Raw genomic sequence first — 22,076 nt, forward strand, 5'->3', positions numbered from 1 at the left:
AGGAATTGCCATGTATCCTACCCAGTTCAATCAGGCCTATCCCACCCAGCAAAGGCTGACCAACCTTCCCGTCGGCGCCGTGGCCACCATGGGCCTCGTCGGCGGGCTGCTCGGCGGCATCGTCACCGCCGCCCGCGACATGCGGGATGTGAAAGCCGGGACCATGGAGCGCGGCGAGATGCTCGGCGACGTGGTCAAGGAGTCCCTGGGCACGGGCCTGGCCACGGCCGTGGGCACGGCCGCCGGCGGCCTGGTCTTCCGCAACGGCGCCCTGGCCCTGGCCACCATGGCCGTTGTCGGCATCGGCACCAAGTACCTGTACGACGGTGTAGTGAGTGCCGCCCGCGAAGCGAAAAAAAATGCCGAAGCGCCGGTCAAGGCCACCAACAAGAAGGCTTAGCCAGGAAACCACCATGTCCCAATATCCGCAATACCCACAGTATCCGTATGCCACGGGAGCCGGGCAGTACGCCCAGGCCGATCCCTCGGGATATGCCGCCCCGTCCGGGTCCTATGCTCCGGCGCCGACCTCGTGGACCCAGGGCTGGTTCGCCGTGACCGATTCCGGCTACATCAAGGGGCTGCTGCTCGGCGCGGCCGCCACGTATCTGCTGACCAATCCCAAGGTGCAGCGCGCCATGGTCAAGGGCGTGGTGACGCTTTGGAGCTCGGTCCAGGGCAGCGTGGAGGAGGTCAAGGAGCAGATCCAGGACATCAAGGCCGAAATGAGCATGAAGACCGATGCGGACAAGAAATAACAGCGACATTGCCCGGCAGCGCGAACTGGCCAAAATCGGGATGAGCGTCTCCCTCGGGACGCTGGTGGCCACCGGGTTGCTTTCCCGCCTGGCTGGATCCCGGACCCAGGGCACGCGCAATCTGCATTTGTGCGCGGGCGTGGCGCTGGTGGGTTTCTCGTATTGGCATTGGACGCTGTATCCGCAAAACGCAATTGCCAAAGGACGCTTTGCATGATCTCACCCCAGGCGTTTCCGACGCCCGGGACGCGCGTGGGCCACTTCCGGGTGGCCCACGCCCTTTCCCGACGCGTGCGATTGAAATCCGCCCTGATTGGCGATCCCGCATTCGATATCGTGTATTTCCAAGCCCTCCTGGAAGCCCTGCCTGGTGTTTTCGGAGTCCGGATCAATGTCCGGGGGGCTTGTCTCATCCTGGGCTATGACGGCCGGCGCGAAACGTGGGAAAAAATCGTCCAAAGTCTCGCCGAGGTGCCGGGCGAGGCCTTCGTGTTAACAGGGGATGCCGAGGCTGCGGTCACCGGCTCGGACGTGGCCGTCAAGGCCTTGGTCACCATTGTTTCCCAGGCGTTTCCTTGGCCGGCCAAGGCGTTGCTCGGTTGGAGCCTGGCCATGGGCGTCATCATAAAGGGTGTCGAAACATTCGTCACGCGCGGCATCAAGGTGGAGACCCTCGACGCCACGGCCATTACCCTGGCCCTGGCCCGGGGCAAATATTTCACCGCCGGCTCCATCACGACCCTGCTTGCCCTGGGCCAGTACCTGGAAGGGCAAAGCGAGCAACGGTCCACGGCCTTGCTCAAGGGCCTGATGCGCCCCCCGGTGGAAACCGTCTGGGTCGTCCGCGACGGTGTGGAAGTGCAGGTGCCTGTCGCCCAGGTCGCTGCCGGCGACCTCGTCGTGTGCGGTGCCGGTGAACTCATCCCCATCGACGGCGTCGTGGCCGAGGGAGAAGCCTCCGTCAACCAAAGCTCCATTTCCGGTGAATCCGTGCCGGTCCATATCCGGCCCGGTGACGCGGTCATCTCCGGTTCCGTGGTCGAGGAAGGCCGGCTGACCATCACCGTGGAGCGCGTCGGTTCGGAAACCTCCATGGCCCGCATCGGCCGCTTCATCGATCAGTCCCTGCGCGGGAAGTCCAAGACCCAGACCAAAAGCGCCGCCCTGGCCGACAAGCTCGTCCCCGTCACCCTGGGGCTTGGCGGTCTTATGCTTTTGGCCACCCGTGACGTGAATCGGGCGGCCTCGGTCCTGACCGTCGATTTCTCGTGCGCCGTGAAATTGGCCAGCCCCGTGGCCGTGCGTTCAGGCATGTACGCCGCCGGGCAGGCCGGTGTGCTGCTCAAGGGCGCCTGCGCCCTGGACGCCTTGCAGGATGTGGACACCATCGTTTTCGACAAGACCGGGACCCTGACCACAGGCCAGATTACCGTCACCGAGATCATTCCCGGCGAGGGATTTTCCGAGACCGAAGTGCTTGCCCTGGCCGCCGGCGCGGAGGAGCATTACGACCATCCCGTGGCTCGGGCGGTGGTGCGCGAGGCCAAACGACGCGATATCCCGCTGCCGCCGATCAGCCGTGTCGATTTTATCGTGGCCCATGGCGTGGCCGCTTCCATAGATGGCAAGCACATCCTGGTGGGCAGCCATCATTTTATCGCCGAGGACGAGGGTGTCGCGTGTACCCATATGGAGGATACAGCCAGCAAGCTCCGTCGCCAGGGCAAATCGCTCCTCTATGTCGCCAGGCAGGGGAAGCTGGCCGGACTCATCGCCCTTCGGGACGATGCCAGGCCGGAGGCCTCGGCCGTATTGGAAGCACTCAAGGCTTCCGGCATCAGGAAGATCGTGGTGCTGACCGGCGACCATAAGGACACGGCCCAGGCTTTGGTGCGCCAGCTCCCCCAGATTGATGACCTGCATTACGAACTCAAACCCGAGGACAAGGCCGCCATCATCAAACGCCTCAAGCGGGAAGGACACACGCCGGCCTTCGTCGGCGACGGCGTCAACGACGCGCCTGCCCTGGTGACCGCCCATGTGGGCATCTGCATGCCCAGGGGAGCCGATCTGGCCCGGGAAGCGGCGCAGGTTCTCCTGTTGCACGAGGATTTGCACACCCTCGTCGTGGCCAGGCAGGCCGCCATCCGGACCAATGCCATCATCCGCCAAACGTTCGGGGCCACCATCGGCTGCAATTCCCTGATCATGCTGCTGGCCACCGCCGGGATGTCCCCGGTGCTCGCGGCGTTGCTGCACAATGCGACGACGGTCGGGATTCTTGGTTACGCCGCCATGGCGGCCTCACGGCCATTGGCGCCAACCGCGCTTGCCGCACCCCAAGCGCCACGCAGGGAGGAAGTATGTTGACGACGCTTGCCGCAGCTCCCGTCGGAGTGCCCCTGATCATTGACAGGATCGCAGGCTATGAATTCGCGGCGCACATGTCCCGGCTGGGACTGAACGAAGGGGTGTCCCTGACGCGCCTGGATGATAGCGTTGCCATCGGACCGGCCAAAATCATCGGTCCGGCTGGCGAAATCACGTTGAGCGGTTGGCTGGCTGCCAAGGTCGTCGTGCATCTTGACGATAACAGTCGGCTGCCCCTTCTGGAGTGCGTCCCAGGCGACAGCGGCCATGTGGAAGGCCTCACCGGGCACCAGAATATCGAAGAAACCCTGGCTACGCTTGGTGTGCGGGAAAACGACCGCATCACGTTTTTGCGCCGCCTGCCGCCGATGCTCTACAAGGCCGTGGTCAACGGGAAGGAGCGCATTCAGATCAACGAAGGCCTGGCCACGAAGATTTTGGGCGACACCCCAAGCGGGACCGCCCAGTTCTGCTCGGTCGGCGTCGGCGAGGGCTTTACGGTTCGACAGATCCTTGCCGGCGCGCATGCCAGCGAAAGCCTTGAATCCTTGGGCATACGGCCGGGCGTCCGGCTTGAACTGACGCAGGTGGCGGCAGGACAGGTGGTGACGTTCTCGCAAAAAACGCCCATCGTCTGCACGACGCAGGATGGGTTGCGCCTCTATTTCCAGGATAAGGACGCCACGAGAATTTTCGTGAAGGCAGATGCCGAGGCTTCCTAGTGTGATGTTCCACAAATAAGCATGCGTTTATTTTGGCTAAGATATGAGTATTCAAGCCAATTTTCAGGAGTTCCGACTGTAAGATAATGCATAGCTATTTACGGAACGTGACACTAGGCGGAGAAGAGGGAGGAGAGGGGCTCTGGCCGCCGCCCACAGCCGGCGAATGGAACATGCTCCATGCGCGTTTCATTCGCCTGCTGTCCAAGTACAGCGACCGGCCAGACGAAGCCGCCGTCTCATCGACGAAAGGGATCCTCTGTGGCTGTTTCTCACGGAAGCCGCCTTTGTTCCGACGCATGACCCTGCCGAACGCCTCCTGCGCTTTGCCGTGTCGTGGCGAAAAGCCAGCTTTGGCACCGTCAGCGAGAAAGGAGCGGTTGGGCTGAACGAATCCTGTCCTTGCGCCAGACATGCCGCTTGCGCGGCAAAAGAATCTTCCCTGTTCTCGCCGACGTCATGACCGCCTTCTTCGCTGAGACCAGTCCCGAAATCGCCTGGATTCACGAGGTCAGAACCTGACCTCGTGAGCGGTTCCTCTTTGGGGAAGGGAGAGGGCAAGGCGATGGCGTTAGGCAGGGGAGGGCAGGGGGGGCAGTCCCCCGGGCCGCTTCCCATCCCTGCGGGCCTGGGCTATTTTGACTGCAATGCATTCCCCTTATTTTCAAAGAGGGGAGTTCGGGGAGAAAACTATGGCTCAGACAAAAGAAAAAAGGGCCAGCTTTGCAGCGGGCCCTTTGATTTCCATGGTGCCGAGGGACAGAATTGAACTGCCGACACGGGGATTTTCAGTCCCCTGCTCTACCGACTGAGCTACCTCGGCGCGGCGAGAGACGGTATTTATCCCACGCCCTTGGGCTTGGCAACCCTTTTTTTGAGGAAATCCCATGTTGCGAAGCGATTTCATTTTTTCCGTAATCGGGTTATCCACCTACCTGTTCATCCTGCTCTACCTCTAGGAGGCCCGCCATGACTGAACTTGAAGCCTTCATCAACGACTGGACCGACGATCCGAGCGGCGTCAAAAAAGCCTTCCTGCGCCTTAAATCCGTGCTCGACGGCTTAAACGAAGTCACCGTTTCCTTCGTGCCCCGGCCGCCCATGACCTATAGCCTGCGCGCCGAGCCCCCGCACGGACGGCCCGTGATCACCATGGTCGACGTGGCCTCCCTCGACGGTGAAAAATTTCTTTCGGTGTGCTTTTACGCCGACACCATCACCGACCCCGAGGAGCGCGGCGACCTCATTCCCGGCGGCCTGCTCTCCAAGGACGGCTACTGCTTCGATGTGGATTCCGACGAGGACAATGCCGTCAGCTACGTGGAGGCCCGTATCTTCGAGGCCGCCGCCGCGTTTTCCCTGTCCGAAGACGACACCTGCGGCGAAGTCGACGCCAACGACTGACATTCCGCTTGGAATGTGCGAGAGGGGAAACCCGTTCGAAAGGGCCGCAGCCCCTCTCGCGCTCTCCCCCTCACGGCTGATAGAAGCGCCCCGTATCCAGGGCATCCTCCACGCCAAAGGCATCCGGCAGATGGGTGGCCGTATGGCTGCCATCGCGCACGACGATGGCCACCACGTCGAAACGGCAGGGCATTTCCCACAAATCCCGCTCGGACAGGTAGACGGCCGCGGCCAACGCGATCCGCCGCCGCTTGGCCGGCGTGATCGCCTGATCCGGCCGGGCCAGGCTCCCCGGGCCGCGCGTCTTGACCTCCACGAAGACGAGCGTGTCCCCGTCCCGGCAGATAAGGTCCACCTCGCCGCCCTTCGTGCGGTAATTGCGCTCCAGCACGGCATAGCCCTTGCCGCCAAGAAGCGCCTCCGCCGCGTCCTCGCCAGCCCGGCCCAGCCGCAAGTGCGGCGGTGATGGCGATGGTGGTGGTGGGGTCATAAGGATGCCTCCGGCGGCCAGGGGGAAACTTTTTGAAAAAAGTTTCCCCCTGGACCCCTTTCAAAAACTTTCAAAGGGGGGCGATGGAGAAAGTGTTTTCCATTTTTCGGAAGGAGAAAACGCTTTTCTTTTCATAAGGGCAAGAACTGGTTGCGCGTGCCAGGGGCGGGAATGGGCTTCGGAAAAGGGGCATACGCGGGAGTTGGAAGCGCTTCCGGGGATGGGACGCGTGTCCAGGGCCGGCGTGGGGGCAGGGGGAGGACGGTTAACAGCCCGGCAGGGGCATCTGGCGGGCCGTTTCGGGCAGGACGCCCCGGAAGGTCAGGCGGTGCAGGCGGCAGGGGCCAAGCTCCCGCAGGGCGGCCAGATGGGCCTTGGCCCCGTAGCCCTTGTGCGCGGCGAAGCCGTAGCCGGGAAATTGCCGGGCGAAAATCGTCATGAGCTTGTCGCGGCAGGTCTTGGCCAGAATCGAGGCGGCCGAGATGGCCGGCACGCTCAGGTCGCCGCCGATAATGGCCTCCTGGGGCGGGGGCGCGTCGATGATGGCCAGGTGGGCGGCGGGGATGCACTTGTTGCCGTCGATGCGAAGCATATCCGGCCTGACGCCAAGCGCCCGCACGGCCCGGGACATGGCCGCGAAGGTGGCCTGCAGGATGTTGATGCGGTCGATCTCGACCGGCCAGGCCATGCCCACGGCCCAGGCGATGGCTTGCGCCTTGATGGCCGGGGCGAGCCGTTCGCGTCGGGCGGCGGAAAGTTTCTTGGAGTCGGTCAGGTAGGGTAAATCGTAGGCCTCGGGCAGGATCACCGCCCCGGCCACGACCGGTCCGGCCAGACAGCCCCGGCCGGCCTCGTCCACGCCGGCCATAAGGAGGTTTACGGCCATGACAAAAGACGGCCGCGCCCGCCGGGCGGAAATATTCCCGCCAGACAGGCGACGGCCGCGGAAAGGGTCCGGGTCTGGTCCACGGCGTTTTGCCGGGACTAGGAATCCCAGGTGGTCCGGATCTTGATGCGGGCGGCTTTGCCGCGAAGGGCGCGCAGGTAGTACAGCCGGCTGCGGCGCACCTTGCCCTGGGTCACCACTTCCACGCGCTCGATAAACGGGGAGTGCATGGGGAACACGCGCTCCACGCCCACGCCGTCGGACACCTTGCGCACGGTGAAGGTGGAGTTGACGCCACCCTTGCGCAGGCGCAGCACAGCGCCCTGGAACACCTGGATGCGCTCTTTCTCGCCCTCGATGATGCGCAGGTGCACCTTGACGGTGTCGCCGGGACGAAACGCCGGCATGTCCAGGCGCATCTGCTCCCGCTCAATCTGCTTGATCACGTTCATGACGCTTTCTCCTCGGTAAGGCCGTCCGGCGCGCGCGCCGCATTCGGCCTTGGAATGTCTTGTTTGCCGCTGCCGCACGCCTCACAGGACGTCGCCAAGCAGCCTGTCGGTGAGGATGCCGGCCGCGGCCCGCACCGATAAATGATTGTAGTCCGAAAAGGGTCGAAGCGGCGGCAATATGCCGTCGGCCCGATCCAGCACCGCGTCCGCCAGCCCGTGCCCCGTGCCGAGTACGACCAGGACCGGGCGTTTGCCGATAAGCTCCCTGGCGGCGGCGAAGGACATTGTGGCCGGCCCCCGGGCGCTGGTGGCGATCAGGGCCGGCGGCTGTCCGTGATCCTTGCCCACGGCGTCAAGCGCCGCGTCCAGATCCTCGTGCAGCCGCACCAGCGACAGCGCCTCGCTGCGGTCCGGATTGGCGGCCAGCCCCGGACCTTCCCGCCAATGGCCGACGATACGGCCGGCCAGGGTAAGCTGGTCCCGAAGCGGGGACACCACCTCGAAGCCGCCCAGACCGTAGGTGCGGGAAACGCGCGCTATATCGTGGACGTCAAGGTTTGTCAAAGACACCGTGCCGACTTTTCCGTCCTTGAGCAGCACCGGACCGTGCACCAGCGCGATGTGCATGTTGCGTCCGGGCCGCGCGCGGGGGAGGCCGCGTAAAAAATCCATGTCCCCGTCCGAGAGGATCGTGGCGTCGAACAGGTCCGGTCGCCGGTAAAGGGTCGTTTCCAGGGAGCGCCTGCGCCGCCAGGCGGCAATGGCCGCGTGGTGGCCGGTCAAAAGGTCCGGCGGCACGGCCAGCCCCTCGAACTCCTCCGGCCGGGTGTAGTGGGGGTATTCCAGAAGCCCGGAGGCGAAGCTCTCTTCGTCGGCCGAGGCCTCCTTGCCCATGAATCCCGGCACCAGCCGGGAAACGGATTCCATCAGGCAGGCTGCGGCGGATTCGCCCCCGGACAGCACGAAATCGCCCACCGATACCGGGGTGATGTCGAACAGGTCGAAAATCCTGGCGTCGATGCCTTCGTAGCGGCCGCAGACAAGGGTAAGATCCTCCTCCCCGGCCAACTCTTCGGCGAATTTTTGGGTGAGCGGCCGTCCGGCCGGGGACAGCATGAGCAGGCGGCCGGGGTGCGGCAGGGAGCGCAGGGCCGTAACCAGGGTCGGCAGGCCCATGACCATGCCCGGCCCGCCGCCGTAGGGTCTGTCGTCCACCGTATGGTGTTTGTCCGTAGCGAAATCCCGGGGATTGACCCGGTCAACGGCCACCACGCCGGCTTCCAGCGCCTTGGCCATAAGCCCGCAGGACAGGAAGGAATCGAAAAATTCCGGGAAGATACTGAGGATGGTGAAGCGCAAGGAGTCCCGCCCGTGCGTTGTCGGCCCAGGGCCGGTCTTTAGGGAAAAAAATACACTACGCCGGCCGGGCCGGGCCTGACAAGGGCGCGTCGCGCGGGCGGCGGTTGACAGGCCCGGGCGCTTTGCCGCATGGCTGAGGCAGGTCCACGCCCTCATCCCCGACGCCAAGGAGCCCGCCATGCTGCCCCGCGCCCTGCGCTTTCTCGGTCCGCGCCGCAAGGATTACCTGCCGGGGCTGTGCGACCATTACCGGCCCGTGGGCAGGGGCATGGCGCTTTTGGCCGAGGCCCTGCGGCATTGCCTCGATGCCTGCCCGGGTGATGCCTTCGCCGCCCTGGTCGGGGAGATCGACATCCTGGAGGGCGCCGCCGACAAGATCAAGCGGCGCATCCGCAACCACCTGCCGGCGGCCGGGCTCATGGTGGTCGATAAGACCCTTTTTCTCGATTATACACAGCGACAGGACGATATCCTCGACGCCATCCTGGAAGCCGCCGTCTGGCTCGACCTCGACGACTTCGTGGTGCCCCCGCCCCTTCGCGCGGCCATGGGGGACTGCGTGGCCGAGGCGGCCCGCAGCGTGGAACTGCTGGAGCCGGCCCTTGCCGACGCGGTGGACTATATCCTGTACGGCAAGGGGGAGCGCGACGCGGTCAAAGGGGCCATGCAGGCCGTGCGCGACCAGCACAAGCGCGTGTCCCGGGCCAAGCGGTCGCTTATCGCCGCGGCCTACGGCACGGACATGGAATTCGGCCGCGTCTATCAGGTGGTGCGCTTTGTGGAATACGTCTACCGGGCCAGCCGCAAGGCGGGCAACTGCGCCGACATCCTGCGCGCCATGCTCGCCCGCTGAGGTTTTCCCATGACCGTCGGCAATACCCGCCTCGACGCCATGGTGGCGCATCTGCGCCGTCAGGGGCACCGCATTTCTCCCCAACGTCTGGAAATCCTGCGCGAACTGGCCGGCAGCCCCGACCATCCCACGGCCGAGGCGCTCCACCGCCGGCTGCTGCCGCGTTTCCCGGCCATGAGCCTGGCCACGGTCTACAAGACCATTACCGCGCTCAAGCAGTGCGGCGAGATCCTGGAGCTGCAATTCAGCGACCGGGAAAACCGCTACGACGCCATCCACCCAACGCCCCATCCGCACTGCATCTGTGTGGAATGCGGGGCCGTGGCCGATCCGCCCGCCCCGGACACGGAGCGCTTCGTCGCCTCCCTGGTCGAAGCCAGCGGCTACGCCATAAGCTCCCACCGCCTGGATTTTTTCGGCCTGTGTCCGCGCTGCCGTAAAAAACACGGCGTCTAGTCCCCGTTCCCCCTGCCATTTTGCCGCGCCTGGCCGGAAATTCTGGTCGGGGTCTCGCTTTTTTCCCGTTTTCCGTTGCCACGCCTTCCCGTCTCTTGTAGAGAATGACTATCCATAAAAACCGATCCCGCCCAGGCGGGAAAACAGGCCCTTGGCCAGGAGGCGCGGCATGCCCGACAAAAAGACCATGACCACCGGATTTGGAGTCCCCATTGGCGACGACCAGAATACCGTCACCGCCGGTTCACGCGGTCCGGCGCTCATGCAGGACGTGCATCTGTTGGAAAAAATGGCCCATTTCGACCGGGAGCGCATTCCCGAGCGGGTGGTCCACGCCAAGGGGGCCGGGGCCTACGGCTATTTCGAGGTCACGGCCGACGTGACCCGCTACACCAAGGCGGCCTTCCTGTCCCAGATTGGCAAGCGCACCGAGGTCCTCGCCCGGTTCTCCACCGTGGGCGGCGAGCGCGGCTCGGCCGATTCGGCCCGCGATCCCCGGGGATTCGCGCTCAAGTTCTACACCGAGGACGGCAACTACGACATGGTCGGCAACAACACGCCGGTCTTTTTCATCCGCGATCCGCTCAAATTTCCGGATTTCATCCACACCCAGAAGCGCAATCCCCAGACCAACCTGAAAGACGCCGACATGTTCTGGGACTTTCTGTCGCTCACCCCGGAATCCCTGCACCAGGTGACGGTTCTTTTCTCCGATCGGGGCACCCCGGCCACCTACCGCAACATGAACGGCTACAGCAGCCATACCTATAAATGGTACAACGCGGCCGGGGACCACTTCTGGGTCAAGTACCACTTCAAAACCGACCAGGGCATCAAGAACCTGACCCGCCAGGAGTCCGAACACTTCGCCGGCGCAAACCCCGACCACGCCACCGAGGACCTCTACAACGCCATCGCCTCGGGCAATCCGCCCTCCTGGACCCTGGAGATGCAGATCATGACCCCGGAGCAGGCCGAGGACTACCGCTTCGACATCTTCGACGTGACCAAGGTCTGGCCCCATGCCGACGTGCCGCCGATCAAGATCGGCAAGCTCGTGCTGGACAGAAATCCGGTCAACTACTTCGCCGAGGTGGAGCAGGCGGCGTTTAATCCGAGCAACCTGGTACCCGGCATCGCGGCCTCGCCGGACAAGATGCTCCAAGGCCGGCTTTTCTCCTACCACGACACCCACCTGCACCGGCTCGGCCCCAATTACCAGCTCATTCCGGTCAACGCGCCCAAGGCCGCCAAGGCGCAAAACTACCAGCGCGACGGCTTCATGCGCGTCGACGACGGCGGCGGCTCCGGCCCCAACTACTGGCCCAACAGCTTCGGCGGCCCGGCCCCGGATGAGGCCGCCCTGGAACCGCACTTTCCCGTGCACGGCGAGGCCGGCCGGCACGCCTACACCCATCCCAACGACGATCACAGCCAGCCCGGGGAACTCTACCGCAAGGCCATGAACGACATGGACCGGGAGCACCTCGTCGGCAATATCGTGGACCACCTCAAAAACGCCGTCCCGCGCATCCAGAAGCGTCAGTGCGCGCTGTTCTACAAGGCCGATGCCGCGTGGGGCGAGGGCGTGGCCAAAGGACTCGGCCTCGATCTGGCCGAAGTGCAAAAGCTCGCGGACATGACCAGGGAAGAACGCGCCGCCGCCACGGCGGTGTAAGAGGGGAGGGGAGGAAGAGCTGGGGGGAAACCTTTCTGAAGAAAGGTTTCCCCCCAGACCCCCTTTCCCAAGACTTTTGGCGAAGGGGAGGGGCCCGCAACGATGAGGAGAGGACGGAGGCGGAAAGAGAGGCGGGCTTGAGAAGATGACGGCGGTCCGGGCGGTTTTTTCCCGGGCCGCTTTTTCGTTTTTGGGGAGAGGGCGGGGGGGCGTTGCCATCGCCGGGCGCGGCGGCTATCGGGGAGGATATCCGGTAAGGCCGCCGGGAAGAAGCGCGCCGGATGCTGCGGGCGATACTCCGGGAGGGGGCATGGACGAAAAGGGGAAAAACGGCCAGGAGACGAACGGCTGGAAGCGGCGACTGGGCCTGGGGCTGCTCGTCTACAGCTTCGTTCCGCTCTGCACTGTCCAGTTCGTGGCTTTTTTGCCATTAAGCGCCGGGCAGGCCGTAACCTTCGGGGCCGTGTACATCGGCTCCGGCGAGCTTGCCTGTCTGGCGGCGGTGGCGCTTTTGGGCAAGCCGTTCATCGAAGGCGTCAAGCGGCGCATCAAGGGCTTTTTCCTTTGCGGCCGCGAGACCGCCCCGCCGCGCCACATCGGCAAGGCCCGCCACTACACCGGCATCGCCATGCTTATGGCCAGCTTCGTGCCCTATTACATCGTGCTCGGGCTCTTCATCTTCAGCCCGCCGAAACCGTCCGGCCTGCGGGGGCTGCTCTTTTTGCTGCTCGCCGGGGAGGGGCTTTTCTGGGCGGGACTGCTCCTGCTCGGCGGAGAATTTTGGGCGCGGCTCAAAAAGCTCTTCGAGTGGCCGGGCCGGGATGGCGTCGGGGACCTCGCCGATGTCGCCCGCCCCGGCCCGAATCCCTAGTGTTGCGTTCTCGAAATTCGTGTATACGAATTTTGAGAGTAATATATTTAAATAATTATCTTTTCTCTAAAAAATATTGTCATATTTTTTAGAGAACGCCACACTAGACGTCGCGCGCGGCCAGCCAGCCGGCTTTTCCCGTAAAAAGTACCGGAGTGTTTTTTACGGGACGACGCCTCAGACCTTTTCCAACCGTACCGGGATGCCCTGCCGGGCGGAACAGCCGTATTCATGCTCGAGCAGGGTGGACGCGCCCTTGCGGGTGGGGTCCGACGGCGTCAGGTCGTTGAGGGAGAAGCCGGCGGCGGCGCGGCGGTCGGCCCGGATCAGCTTGCCGTCCACCTCCACGTCGGCGGCCCCAAGCGCCGTGTGGCCGAAGCCGTGTTCCACGGCGACGACGCCCGGCATGACCACGTCGCCGACCACCACCCGGGCTGCGGCGCTGCCGGCCGGGCTCACCACGCGCACCAGATCGCCTCGGGAAACGCCCAGGCGCTTGGCGTCGTCGGTGTGGACCATGACCATGTTGATGGGTTTGACGGCCAACAGCCGGTCGGAGATGACGGCGTAGGAATTGATGAGGCTCGATTTGAACGAGGTCATGAGCAGCGGGTAGTCCTTCTCGGTCCAGACTTCGCGCAGTTCCCGGCCGTCGGTGAGACGCGGCGGCAGGAAGCGGGGCGTGCCGCTGTAGTGCCTGCCGGTCTGTGAGTTGATCGCCAGGGCCGCCTCCTCGTTATAGACCTGGAGCGCTTTTTCCCATTTCGCCTTGACCGCGTCCCCGACGTAGCTCGCGCCGTAGGGGGCGAACCGGCCGCCCCGGCTGTAGACGTAGGCCACCGGGCCGCGCTCCTCGGGCGGCAGCACCCTGGCGATATCCGGCAGGATGCGGCCGATACCCGAAAGCGCCAGGTCCCGATCGCTGGGGCTCGGCAGTACGTCCCCCCTAAACCATGCCACATTGGCCGCCAGCCGCAGATAGTAGTCCTGGGGCGTGTTGAGGGGATGGAGGGTGCCGCCCTGGCCGGGGATTGCCTTGTCGCCGAAACCCGGCAGGCCCAGGCGCTTGGCGACTTCGATGAGAAAAAGCTCCATGCACACCGGTTCGCCGGCGGCGCTTTTTCCCTGGCGCGGTTCAATGGCCGGCCAGCGGGCCGTTGACATCTTGGTCAACACCCCGGCCCAGGCCCCGGAAAAGCCGCCCCAGACCTCGTACATGCAGGGGTCGGGCACGAGATAATCGGCGTAGGCGTTGGTCTCGTTGTGGAAGGTGTCGATGCCGATGATAAGCGGCAGGTCGGCCGGATCGCGCAGATGCTTGTCCACGGCGTGTTTGAGCCCGCTGTGGCCGTAGATGACGTTGCCGGTCCAGTTGATCCAGCATTTGTAGGTAAAGGGCGAGCCGTTGGCGTGGGAGAGCAGATGTTCACCCGGCATGTTGGGCGGGGTCAGCGGATACCAGGGCTGTTCCGACGGATAGGGATTCTTGCCGGCGGCGGATTTCTGCTTGAATTCCGTCGACTTCTGGTACGGAGCCCGGCAGCGGATGGCCGGGAAGCCCTTGGCCTGGATTTCGCCGGGGAAGTTTTCCAGGTCGTAGCGCGGGCCCTTGAGGGCCGGGCCGGCGTGAAACGACCCGGCCGTGGTGGCGATGCCGCCCTTGGCGTTGATGTTGCCGATCAGCGTATTGAGGGTGAGCACGGTAAACGTGGCGTTGCCGCCGGAGGTGCTCATCATGCCGCCGTGCACGTCCACGGCGGCCCGTTTGCCGTGGGCGGTCAGTTCCCGGGCCAGCTCCGTCATGGTCTCCACCGGTACGCCGCAGTATGCGGCATACTCCTCCAGGCTGCGCCCGGCCGCTTCCTCGCGAAGGAGCGTCAGCGCCGTGGCCACGGTGGCGGCCGAGCCGTCCGGCAGCGTGACCTCGCCCCGGTAGAAAAGCGCCGCTTCCGGGCAGCCGCCGGCCGGGACCAGCTGGCCGCCCAGGCCCATAACCATGGGCGCGTCCCCTGGTTTGGCGGCTTCGGCGGCGGGCTTGCCGGCGTCCTTGCCGGGTTTCTTGGCAGCTACGGTCGGGGCGGCCAGGCCCATGTCCGAGGCCATGAGGATATGGCCCGCGCCCGGGCCGGAAAGCCGGACCAGGTGCGTGGCGTTGCAAAAGCCGGCTTCGCCGGCGGCCTTGGCCGCCTGCAAGGTGGGGCGGGACAAAAAGCCCTTGTCGAAGCGCTCGTTGTCGAAAATCCAGCGCATCATGCCCATGGCCAGGGCCGAGTCCATGCCCGGCAGGATGGGCACCCACTGGCACCGGTCCCGGGAGGCGCTGGCCATGGGCAGGCGCAGCACCGGGTCCACCACGGCGTAGTGCAGCTTGCCGTCGCTGCGCCCGGCGGCCAGCATCCGGCCCGAGCGGTTGAACGGGTTGCCGGCCTGGGACGGGGCCGTGCCCCAGAAGATGGCGAATTCGCAGTTTTCGAAATCCGGCTTGATGTGGGTATTTTTTTTGAGGTCGTCCATGAAAAGCCCGGAGCCGATGCGAAAGGACAGGCCGCAGTAGGCCCCGTGCTTGCCGAAGTTTTTCGTGCCGAAGGCCTGCATGCCGAAGCGCTTGTAGAAAAACGTCTCCCGGCCGTCGTCCACGGCATAGGTCAAAAGCAGGCGGTTGGACTGGGGGCCGAATTCCGGCATGGCCGGGTTGGCCGGGCCCTTGGCCTCGCGGATGGCCCGCAGGCCGTCCACGTGCCCCTCGCCGAAGAGGTCGCCGCCGTCCACCACCTCGGCTACGAGCTGCTCGAAGGGAATGGTTTTCCATTTGCCTTCGCCGCGTTTGCCCGCGCGCTTGAGGCAGCGGGTGATGCGGAAGGGGTTTTTCGAGGCGTCGAGCATGGCCGCGCCCCGGCCGCAGGTGGTGGAGCGCTTGTCGTGGCCCTGGTCCTTGTCGGCCGAGAGCCGGCGCAGGGTTTCTTCCACCGGGGTGTCCATGGCGAAGTGGCGCTCGTGGGCCAGCGGGTTGTAGGGATTGCCGGCCACCCGGGTCACGGCGTTCGTCGCCTCGTCGATATGCAGCCGCACGCCGCAAAAGGTGGTGCAGCCCCAGCACTGGTTGAAGGCCACGCGCTGGCCCTTGGTTTCGTGTACCGCTCCGGCGGCGTCGACACGATATTCCGGGGGCAGGGAGTTCTTGTTGACGGGGTCGGCCAGGGCCTCGCCGGCGGAGCCGGTCACAAGGCCGCTGACGACTTTGACGGCCGCGCCGGCCGAGGCGGCGGCGAAAAGCCCGAGCCCCGCGACCACCGCGCCTTTTTTGAGCAGATCGCGTTTGCCCTGATCCGGGGGCGTGCCGTTTTGCGGCAGGGAAGATTGGTCCATCATAGCGGTCCCTTTTCTTATGAGCGGACGCCTTGGGGGCGGGCGGCATTTTTTCGGGCAAAAGCGCGGGCACGAGCAGCCCCAGGGCCACAAGCAGTCCGGCGGTTCCGGCCAGGGCCAGAAGCGACGGCCCCGACAGCAGGTCGAGGAAGGCGGCCTTGTCGGCCACGGTGGCGGCGTCGCGGGGGAAGGCCTGGCCGAGCTGGATGAGCTTCCAGAAGAGGAGAAAGTCGGCGGCCAGCCCGGCCATGCCGGCCACGTACAGGCTGCGGCCCGCGCTTTTCCAGCCGAGGACGGCCACGACCAGTGCCAGCAGACAGAGCAGGTCCGGGGCGTGCCACCAGAGGCTCACAGCCCCGGCGAATCCGGCGGGCGCGGGCAGGAAAATGGCCAAGGCCGCGCAAGCGCCCGCACCCAGGGCGGCAGAGCCGGCCAGGGCACGGGTGACCCCGGGATCGGCATCCCTGCCGCCGGCCAGACAGGCGGTCAGGCCGAGGCCGCCGGCCAGCCCGGCGATGACGAAAAGCGGCGGCAGCACCGGGCTTGTCCACAAGGCCCGGCCGACGCAGGCCATGATTTCGTTGGTGGCGTAGGTAAAGACCGCGATGCCGGGCAAAAGCGCCAGGGCGGCCAGGGTCCGGTTGGCCGGGCGCGGCCGGCGCGTGCGCCAAACGAGGCCCAACGCGGTGAGCAGGAATACCGGGACGATATAGGCCCCGGCGGCGGTCCAGGAGGTCGTGGACGGATGGAGGAAGAATTCGTAGGCCCGAAGCGGCTGTTCCAGCGAAACGAAAAGGGCCGACTGGCCGCACAGGCCGGCGGTGAGCGCCGCCAGGGAAAACGGCCGGGCCAGCCGTTCGCCCCGGCCCCACAGCAGGGTCAACGCGGCCAGGATCAGGGCCGCCGCGCCGGCGGTCAGCATGCCAAGAGCCAGCGGTTCAAGCGCGCCCCAATCCGGCGCGGGCACGACGCCGACAAGTTCCATGACATCAGGCATGGTTTCCTCCCTGGCGCAGATCGCGGTAGGGCATGGGCGCGGCCACATCGGCGGCGCTGACGAAAAAGGGATCGAGGCCGAGGTAATAGACGGAGGGCTCGGTTTTTTTTTCGGGATAGAGCACGGCCAGCGCGCCGTCGTGTTCGCGCAGCAGGCGGCCGACGAGGCTTTCGGGATCGTTGACGTCGCCGAAATGGCGCGCCCCGCCCACGCAGTTTTCCACGCAGGCCGGCAGCAGTCCGGCGGCCAGGCGGTGGGCGCAGAAGGTGCACTTGTCGGCGGTCTTGGTCTCGTGGTTGAGAAAGCGCGCCCCGTAGGGGCAGGCCTGGACGCAAAAGCCGCAGCCCAGGCACTTGGTCCCGTCGATGACCACGATGCCGTCCGGACGCTGGTAGGTGGCCTTCACCGGGCAGACCGGGATGCAGGCCGGCTTTTCGCAGTGGTTGCACAGGCGCGGCAGCGAGGCGACGAACGATCGCTTCGTCTCGGCGTCGTGCAACACGTACTCGCCCACGGTGGTGCGGAAATCCCCGACCGGGGTGCGGTTTTCCAGGCCGCAGCTCACGGTGCACGACTGGCAGCCCACGCAGCGCCGCAGATCCACGACCATGGCGTAGCGTGGTCCCTTGCCGCTCCCGGCGGCGAAGGCTTCGCCCGGGGCCACGATCCCGACGCTCGCGCCGCCAAGCCCCAGCAGTTTGAGAAACGATCTCCTGTCCATGGCATCTCCCTTGCTCTGGCCAAAGGATGCCGCCCGGACGCGGTCGGGTCCATCGGGACGTTCCTGATTTCCCTATTTCCGTGATTGTCCCTCATGGTGGGGGATCACGCCCATAAGACGCGGACCGCGCGCGCAACCACGGCGGTCGGCTCGGGAAAATCCTGACGGTCGCGCAAGCCACGATCCACGCGAGAGGGGAGCCGCTCAATGCACTTCCCTCTTGCTCCTTCGTCTTCCCCGCCCCAAATGGCTTCAGGTTTCTTTCCCTTTGAAAGTCTTTGAAAGGGGGCTCGGGGGGAAACTTTTCTTCAGAAAAGTTTCCCCCCGTTTATGGCTTTATCAGCCCATGGCGCAGGGCGATCTTGGTCAGGTCGGCCGGGGTCTCGGCGGAAAGCTTTTCCATGATGTTGTACTTGTGGGTCTCCACGGTCTTGGGGCTGATGCACAGCGTGGCGGCGATGCGCTTAAGCGCCAGGCCGTCGGCGAGCAGGCGGAAGACCTCCATTTCACGGCGGCTCAAAAGGGCGAGGCGCGCCTCGTCGTCCCCGGCCGTCTCGCCTTGGAACTGGCGGGAGAGCTGCTGGGGCGTGACCGTGGTGAAGAAGGTGCCTCCGGCGCAGACCGTTTCCACGGCCCGCACCAGCAGCGCCGGGTCGTCGGCCTTGAGCACGTGGCCGGAGATGCCGGCCTTGAACAGCTCCAGGATGAAGCGCTGGTCGGAGTGCATGGTATAGATGATGATGTCCGCCGTGGGCTCGGCCTGCCGGATGGCGATGGTGGCTTCCACGCCGTTTAGGCCCGGCATGGAGATGTCCATGATGACCACGTCCGGGTGGATACTGCCTGCCAGTTCCACGGCCTGTTCGCCGGAAGTGGCCTCGCCGGCGATCACGATGTCGGCGTGGTCGGCGAAAAGTCCCTTGATGCCTTCGATGACCACTTGGTGGTCATCCACGAGCATAAGTCGATGGCTGTGCATGGCGTGTCCCCGGCGTTGGTCAGAGTGCGACTTCCGCGACGATGTGCGTGCCCTCGCCCGGGGCCGATTCCACCAGCAGCGTGCCGCCGAGCTGGACCATGCGCTCGCGCATGAGCGTAAGCCCCAGGCTCGTGGCCGGCCGCGTTGCCGTATCGAAGCCCGCGCCGTCGTCCTCCACGGACAGGGTGATGCGGTCCTCGCGCCGCACGAGGCTTAGGTGCACGTTGGCGGCTTTCGCGTGGCGGATGGTGTTGGACAGGGCTTCCTGGGCGATGCGGTAGAGGGCCAGGGCCTTGTCCCGGTCGAAATCGGCCGGGATCTCGTTGTGGAAGAAATGAAAGGCCAGCGTGCTGGCGGCCTGCTGTTCGTCGATGAGGGCGGCGAGTGAGGGGACAAGGCCGAAATAGTCCAGGGTATCGGGCCGCAGCCCCCGGGCCAGGGCTTTGATCTCGGTCTGCACCTGGTCCACCTTTTGCCCGGCCGCGACAAGCTGGTCGCGACAGGCCTCGGCGTCCCCGGGCAGGTCGCGCGCGGCGGCGTTGAGGGTCAGGCGCAGGGTGGTTAAAAGCTGCCCGGTGTGGTCGTGCAGGTCGCGCGAGATGTCCAGGCGCACCCCTTCGAGGAGATTGATAAGTTCCCGGGACAGGGCCTTTCGCTCCTCGACCTCGCCTTCCAGGCGTTCGTGCAGGGCAAGCAGTTCCGCATTGGCCTCGGCCAGCCGGCGGGTGCGCTCGGCCACGCGGCGCTCCAGGCCGTCGCGGGCCTCCTGCAGGGCCTTTTCCGCCTCTTTGCGGGCCGAAAGTTCCCCGGTCAGCCGGCGGGTCCGGTCCGCGACCATGGCGGAAAGCTCCCTGGCCTCGAGCAGGATGCGCCCGGTCAGCGGCCGCAGCAGGATGCCGAAGCCGATCAGGCACAGCGCGTAGACTCCGGCCGTGGAGGCGAGCATGGCGGCCAGTTCGGCCCGGACCGGGGCATAGAGCAGGCGGCTGTCGGCGGAAAGGGCCAGTCCCCAGTCGGTGTCGGCCACAGGCGTGTAGGCGATGACGGTGTCGGTCGCGGCCAGGATGCCGACACGGCCGGAAAGCGCCTCCCCCAGCCCCTTGTCCATGGCCGGGGCCAGGGCTTCGGGGATGGGCTTCGGTTCGGCCAGAAACGTGCGGACCGCGCCCTTGTCCCGCAGGGCCAGGGCGAGGCGCGCGGCCGGGTCCTCGCCCGGCGGCTGCAGGATTTTTTCGGCGAGTTGGGCCGTGTCCACGGCCACAAGGTCGGTGGCCAGGCGGCTGCCGTCGCGGCCGGTGACGGGCGCACCGACGACGATGCAGCGCTTTCCCGAAAGCGTGACGGGCGCGGAGACCAGCACCTTGCCGGAACCAGCCGGGGGAATGCGCCAGGCGTTTTTCGGGATCGCCTCGCCGCAGGAGACGACAGGCTCGCCGTCCCTGGACAGGCGGGTGATGCCGACCACGTCGGCCGAGCGCTTCATGGCGTCGGCGAGCCTCGGCCCGGCGTAGGCCGCGAAACGTTCCCGGGAGACACGCCCGGCGTAGACGTCCTCCAGGACGTCGCGGATCTGGGTGCGGCTGGTGATCTGCCTCGCCAGGTCCTCGGCCCGGCGATACCATTCGCCGACGGCCAGGGCCTTGGTTTCGGCCACATGGGCCAGCCCGGCCTGTTCGGACCGGGTGAGGCGGCCGAGCAGGGGAACGATGGTGGCCATGGCCACTCCCACGGCCAGGGCCAGGAGTGTTGCCGCGAAATAAAGGAACAGCCGGCGGCCCAGGCGTCCCGGCGGCAGCGCCGCGGCGCAGGGGACTTCGGCATCGGAGGGAGGAAGGGGCATGCCGGTAGCTACCAGCACTGCGGCGGGCAAGCAAGGCGTCGGGCCCGGCTTGCCCTGCCGGAAGGAGGGCGTGCCGCACCGTTCCGTCCGCCCGGGGCGTGGCCCCGGAGCATGGGCGGGCGTGGCCCGCGCCTAGAAGGTCAGCGTGGTAACGTCGTCCTCGAGGATGATGGCCATGGCGTCCACGCCGGTGCCGATCCTGAAGGACGGATGCAGGTCCTCGGCGGCAATGCCCCGGGCCGCGCAGCAGGGTTTGCACACGAGCAGGGGGACCTTGGGCAGGGCGGTCAAGTGCCCGACGAAGTCGTCGCCGGTGACGGCCTTGGTCCGGTCCATGGTTTCGGGAATGGCGAGGTACACGCCGTCGTCCACCAGCATCATGCCGGCCAGGGACTCGCCGGCCAGTTTGGCGAATTGGGCGGCCCGGGTGGCCTTGTCGGGGTTGTTGGTGGTAATCATCACGAAAAGGCGTTTCATGATCGCGTATCCTTGGTTGGGCGTGAACGCCGGGGAGCGGGGCGCGGGCGTTTAGGGAGACGCGGCGCGGCCCCCGGCGCATAGGCCCGCGCGCGACCGTTTCCTGCCCTGCCGCCTGCGTTATGCCGCTGCGCTCGTGTATGCCCATCCCGGGGAACAAGGCAACGCAAAATCGATTTTCCCACCTCCCCGCCAGGAAACCGACGGGAGGCGCGACGGGCGGGCGATGCCCCGGAGGTGGGCGTTATCGGGGCGGTGCCGTGTCCTGTTCCCGGCGCAGTGTGCGGTCCAGGAGCAGCGAGTAGATCGGCCGGCCGCCCAGGGTTTCGGCCGTGACCACCGAGGCGATGTGTAAGGCGGCGCGCGATTTGGCACTGATTTGCGCGCGGTTTGGCACGCCGCACCGGGGAGGCGATCAGTTTGGCACTAGAAAGAAAGGGAGATGAACGGCCGAAAAGGCCCGCCGTGCCTAGGTTTCAAGGCGACGCCAAGCACGAAGGAGTTTTGGCACTGATTGACAGAAAATGACGGAAAAATGCGCGCCTTTTGGCACGGGATTGAACGGCTTTTGACGGGCTAGCGCACGTACTCGCGGCAGCTCCAGACAACGCGCCCGATAATGCGCACCGTGCCGGCCAAGTCGCCGTTCATATCCACTTCTATAGGCGCATAGCGCTCGTTACGGCTTTGCAAAACAAGCTTCCCAGGCACACGAAGCAGGGATTTCACAAAAACTTCCTGCTCTATGCCTACCGCAAATATCGCACCGGCTATTATCTCTCGTTGACTTTCATCTATTAAAACCGTGTCGCCGTCCAAAAGCATCGGCTCCATGCTGTCGCCGGCGACATCCATGAGCACCATATTCTTTGGATGCCCCTTCCGCTGCAAGAAATCCAACTTGAACGCGTAGTACCCGATTACTTTTCCTTCCGTTTCTAGGCTTCCCGTCCCGGCCGCCAATCGCGCCATCACTTTGGGGACAAGGGCATACCCCATGCTCGGCGCAGCATCCGGGGCCATCCACTGCGGCTCGCCAGGTGGGATGGGACACTTTGCCTGTGCATCCGCAGGTGCAACTTGGGCGTTCCCGCGAAGCATGGGTCCGTTGCCCCAGAGAAGCCATTCCGGGGTTACTGAAAATTCAGTACACGTTTGTTTAATGAAATCGCTGTTTGGCAAACGAATGTTTTTAAAATAGTTTTGAAGAGTTACGGTTGTTATTCCGAGTCTCGTGGCAAAATCTTCCTGCCGCAATCCCGTATGTGACCAGAGCGTCCTAAGCCTATCCCCAAGATTCGGGCTTTCACTACCTAAGCGCGAATCAAAGCCCGAACCGGGCGGCGAAGACGATTTTTCATCTAACTTATTCATAAAATTAATAAAAATGGAATAAA

General features: G+C 65.2%; 22 protein-coding genes and 1 tRNA gene. 11 read left to right on the plus strand and 12 right to left on the minus strand.

What is annotated here, in order from left to right:
• Positions 1-10: 10 nt before the first annotated feature.
• The 5 genes from ACMZ6R_RS03090 to ACMZ6R_RS03110 are packed head-to-tail and all read left to right on the plus strand — an operon-like array spanning position 11 to position 3,850.
• Complete coding sequence (locus ACMZ6R_RS03090; RefSeq protein WP_416109424.1) at positions 11-400, plus strand: hypothetical protein; 390 nt, start codon at positions 11-13, stop codon at positions 398-400.
• A 13-nt stretch (positions 401-413) separates the two neighbouring features.
• Positions 414-758 (plus strand): YtxH domain-containing protein, encoded by a 345-nt coding sequence (locus ACMZ6R_RS03095; protein ID WP_416109425.1) that lies wholly within the window; start codon positions 414-416, stop codon positions 756-758.
• Positions 742-975, plus strand: a complete 234-nt coding sequence (locus ACMZ6R_RS03100) for a hypothetical protein (protein ID WP_416109426.1) — start codon at positions 742-744, stop codon at positions 973-975. Before ACMZ6R_RS03095 ends, ACMZ6R_RS03100 begins: the two co-directional genes overlap by 17 nt.
• Complete coding sequence (locus ACMZ6R_RS03105) at positions 972-3,128, plus strand: heavy metal translocating P-type ATPase (RefSeq protein WP_416109427.1); 2,157 nt, start codon at positions 972-974, stop codon at positions 3,126-3,128. The genes ACMZ6R_RS03100 and ACMZ6R_RS03105 overlap by 4 nt, the downstream gene beginning before the upstream one ends.
• Positions 3,122-3,850, plus strand: a complete 729-nt coding sequence (locus tag ACMZ6R_RS03110) for a FeoA domain-containing protein (protein WP_416109428.1) — start codon at positions 3,122-3,124, stop codon at positions 3,848-3,850. Before ACMZ6R_RS03105 ends, ACMZ6R_RS03110 begins: the two co-directional genes overlap by 7 nt.
• 747 nt (positions 3,851-4,597) lie before the next feature.
• Here the strand turns inward: ACMZ6R_RS03110 and ACMZ6R_RS03115 are convergent.
• Positions 4,598-4,673, minus strand: a tRNA-Phe gene (locus ACMZ6R_RS03115).
• A 146-nt stretch (positions 4,674-4,819) separates the two neighbouring features.
• Between ACMZ6R_RS03115 and ACMZ6R_RS03120 the strand changes: the two genes are divergently transcribed.
• A complete protein-coding gene (locus ACMZ6R_RS03120) occupies positions 4,820-5,254 on the plus strand; it encodes a hypothetical protein (protein ID WP_416109429.1) in 435 nt (144 codons plus the stop codon).
• A gap of 70 nt (positions 5,255-5,324) precedes the next feature.
• Here the strand turns inward: ACMZ6R_RS03120 and ACMZ6R_RS03125 are convergent, their stop codons facing one another.
• The 4 genes from ACMZ6R_RS03125 to trmD all read right to left on the minus strand — a co-directional run bounded on the left by ACMZ6R_RS03125 (position 5,325) and on the right by trmD (position 8,441).
• On the minus strand, positions 5,325-5,744 hold the full coding sequence (locus tag ACMZ6R_RS03125) for a YraN family protein (protein WP_416109430.1): 420 nt from the start codon (positions 5,742-5,744) through the stop codon (positions 5,325-5,327).
• Between the two features lie 265 nt (positions 5,745-6,009).
• A complete protein-coding gene (locus ACMZ6R_RS03130) occupies positions 6,010-6,630 on the minus strand; it encodes a ribonuclease HII (protein ID WP_416109431.1) in 621 nt (206 codons plus the stop codon).
• Between the two features lie 98 nt (positions 6,631-6,728).
• Positions 6,729-7,082, minus strand: a complete 354-nt coding sequence (gene rplS, locus ACMZ6R_RS03135) for a 50S ribosomal protein L19 (RefSeq protein WP_416109432.1) — start codon at positions 7,080-7,082, stop codon at positions 6,729-6,731.
• Positions 7,083-7,163: 81 nt separating this feature from the next.
• The gene (gene trmD, locus ACMZ6R_RS03140) at positions 7,164-8,441 is read right to left on the minus strand and encodes a tRNA (guanosine(37)-N1)-methyltransferase TrmD (protein ID WP_416109433.1); all 1,278 of its coding nucleotides are present in this window, start codon (positions 8,439-8,441) and stop codon (positions 7,164-7,166) included.
• Between the two features lie 178 nt (positions 8,442-8,619).
• Between trmD and ACMZ6R_RS03145 the strand changes: the two genes are divergently transcribed.
• From ACMZ6R_RS03145 to ACMZ6R_RS03160, 4 genes are all read left to right on the plus strand, one after another.
• The gene (locus ACMZ6R_RS03145) at positions 8,620-9,294 is read left to right on the plus strand and encodes a DUF47 domain-containing protein (RefSeq protein ID WP_416109434.1); all 675 of its coding nucleotides are present in this window, start codon (positions 8,620-8,622) and stop codon (positions 9,292-9,294) included.
• 9 nt (positions 9,295-9,303) lie between these two features.
• Positions 9,304-9,750, plus strand: a complete 447-nt coding sequence (locus tag ACMZ6R_RS03150) for a Fur family transcriptional regulator (RefSeq protein WP_416109435.1) — start codon at positions 9,304-9,306, stop codon at positions 9,748-9,750.
• 169 nt (positions 9,751-9,919) lie between these two features.
• Positions 9,920-11,428 (plus strand): catalase, encoded by a 1,509-nt coding sequence (locus ACMZ6R_RS03155; RefSeq protein WP_416109436.1) that lies wholly within the window; start codon positions 9,920-9,922, stop codon positions 11,426-11,428.
• 310 nt (positions 11,429-11,738) lie between these two features.
• Entirely contained in the window at positions 11,739-12,299 is a 561-nt protein-coding gene (locus tag ACMZ6R_RS03160) for a transporter suffix domain-containing protein (RefSeq protein ID WP_416109437.1), read from the plus strand.
• Positions 12,300-12,476: 177 nt separating this feature from the next.
• Here ACMZ6R_RS03160 and ACMZ6R_RS03165 read toward each other — a convergent pair whose 3' ends face one another.
• Complete coding sequence (locus ACMZ6R_RS03165) at positions 12,477-15,665, minus strand: molybdopterin dinucleotide binding domain-containing protein (RefSeq protein ID WP_416109438.1); 3,189 nt, start codon at positions 15,663-15,665, stop codon at positions 12,477-12,479.
• Between the two features lie 158 nt (positions 15,666-15,823).
• Between ACMZ6R_RS03165 and ACMZ6R_RS03170 the strand changes: the two genes are divergently transcribed.
• Positions 15,824-16,258, plus strand: coding sequence for a hypothetical protein (locus tag ACMZ6R_RS03170; protein ID WP_416109439.1), 435 nt, complete (start codon positions 15,824-15,826; stop codon positions 16,256-16,258).
• 396 nt (positions 16,259-16,654) lie between these two features.
• On the opposite strand, the gene dsrO is transcribed toward ACMZ6R_RS03170, so the two are convergent.
• The 6 genes from dsrO to ACMZ6R_RS03200 form a co-directional block, all read right to left on the minus strand.
• Positions 16,655-17,383 carry a sulfate reduction electron transfer complex DsrMKJOP subunit DsrO gene (gene dsrO, locus ACMZ6R_RS03175; RefSeq protein ID WP_416109440.1) on the minus strand — a complete coding sequence of 243 codons (729 nt, stop codon included), beginning with the start codon at positions 17,381-17,383 and terminating at the stop codon, positions 16,655-16,657.
• A gap of 328 nt (positions 17,384-17,711) precedes the next feature.
• Positions 17,712-18,362 carry a response regulator gene (locus ACMZ6R_RS03180; RefSeq protein WP_416109441.1) on the minus strand — a complete coding sequence of 217 codons (651 nt, stop codon included), beginning with the start codon at positions 18,360-18,362 and terminating at the stop codon, positions 17,712-17,714.
• Between the two features lie 19 nt (positions 18,363-18,381).
• Positions 18,382-20,202: an ATP-binding protein gene (locus ACMZ6R_RS03185; RefSeq protein WP_416109442.1), complete on the minus strand. Its 1,821-nt coding sequence runs from the start codon at positions 20,200-20,202 to the stop codon at positions 18,382-18,384.
• Between the two features lie 132 nt (positions 20,203-20,334).
• Positions 20,335-20,679: a DsrE family protein gene (locus tag ACMZ6R_RS03190; RefSeq protein WP_416109443.1), complete on the minus strand. Its 345-nt coding sequence runs from the start codon at positions 20,677-20,679 to the stop codon at positions 20,335-20,337.
• Between the two features lie 244 nt (positions 20,680-20,923).
• Positions 20,924-21,076 carry a hypothetical protein gene (locus ACMZ6R_RS03195; protein WP_416109444.1) on the minus strand — a complete coding sequence of 51 codons (153 nt, stop codon included), beginning with the start codon at positions 21,074-21,076 and terminating at the stop codon, positions 20,924-20,926.
• Between the two features lie 179 nt (positions 21,077-21,255).
• Positions 21,256-22,053: an XRE family transcriptional regulator gene (locus ACMZ6R_RS03200; protein WP_416109445.1), complete on the minus strand. Its 798-nt coding sequence runs from the start codon at positions 22,051-22,053 to the stop codon at positions 21,256-21,258.
• Positions 22,054-22,076: the final 23 nt, after the last annotated feature.

The sequence above is a fragment of the Solidesulfovibrio sp. C21 genome (assembly GCF_047785625.1).
Classification (GTDB): domain Bacteria; phylum Desulfobacterota; class Desulfovibrionia; order Desulfovibrionales; family Desulfovibrionaceae; genus Solidesulfovibrio.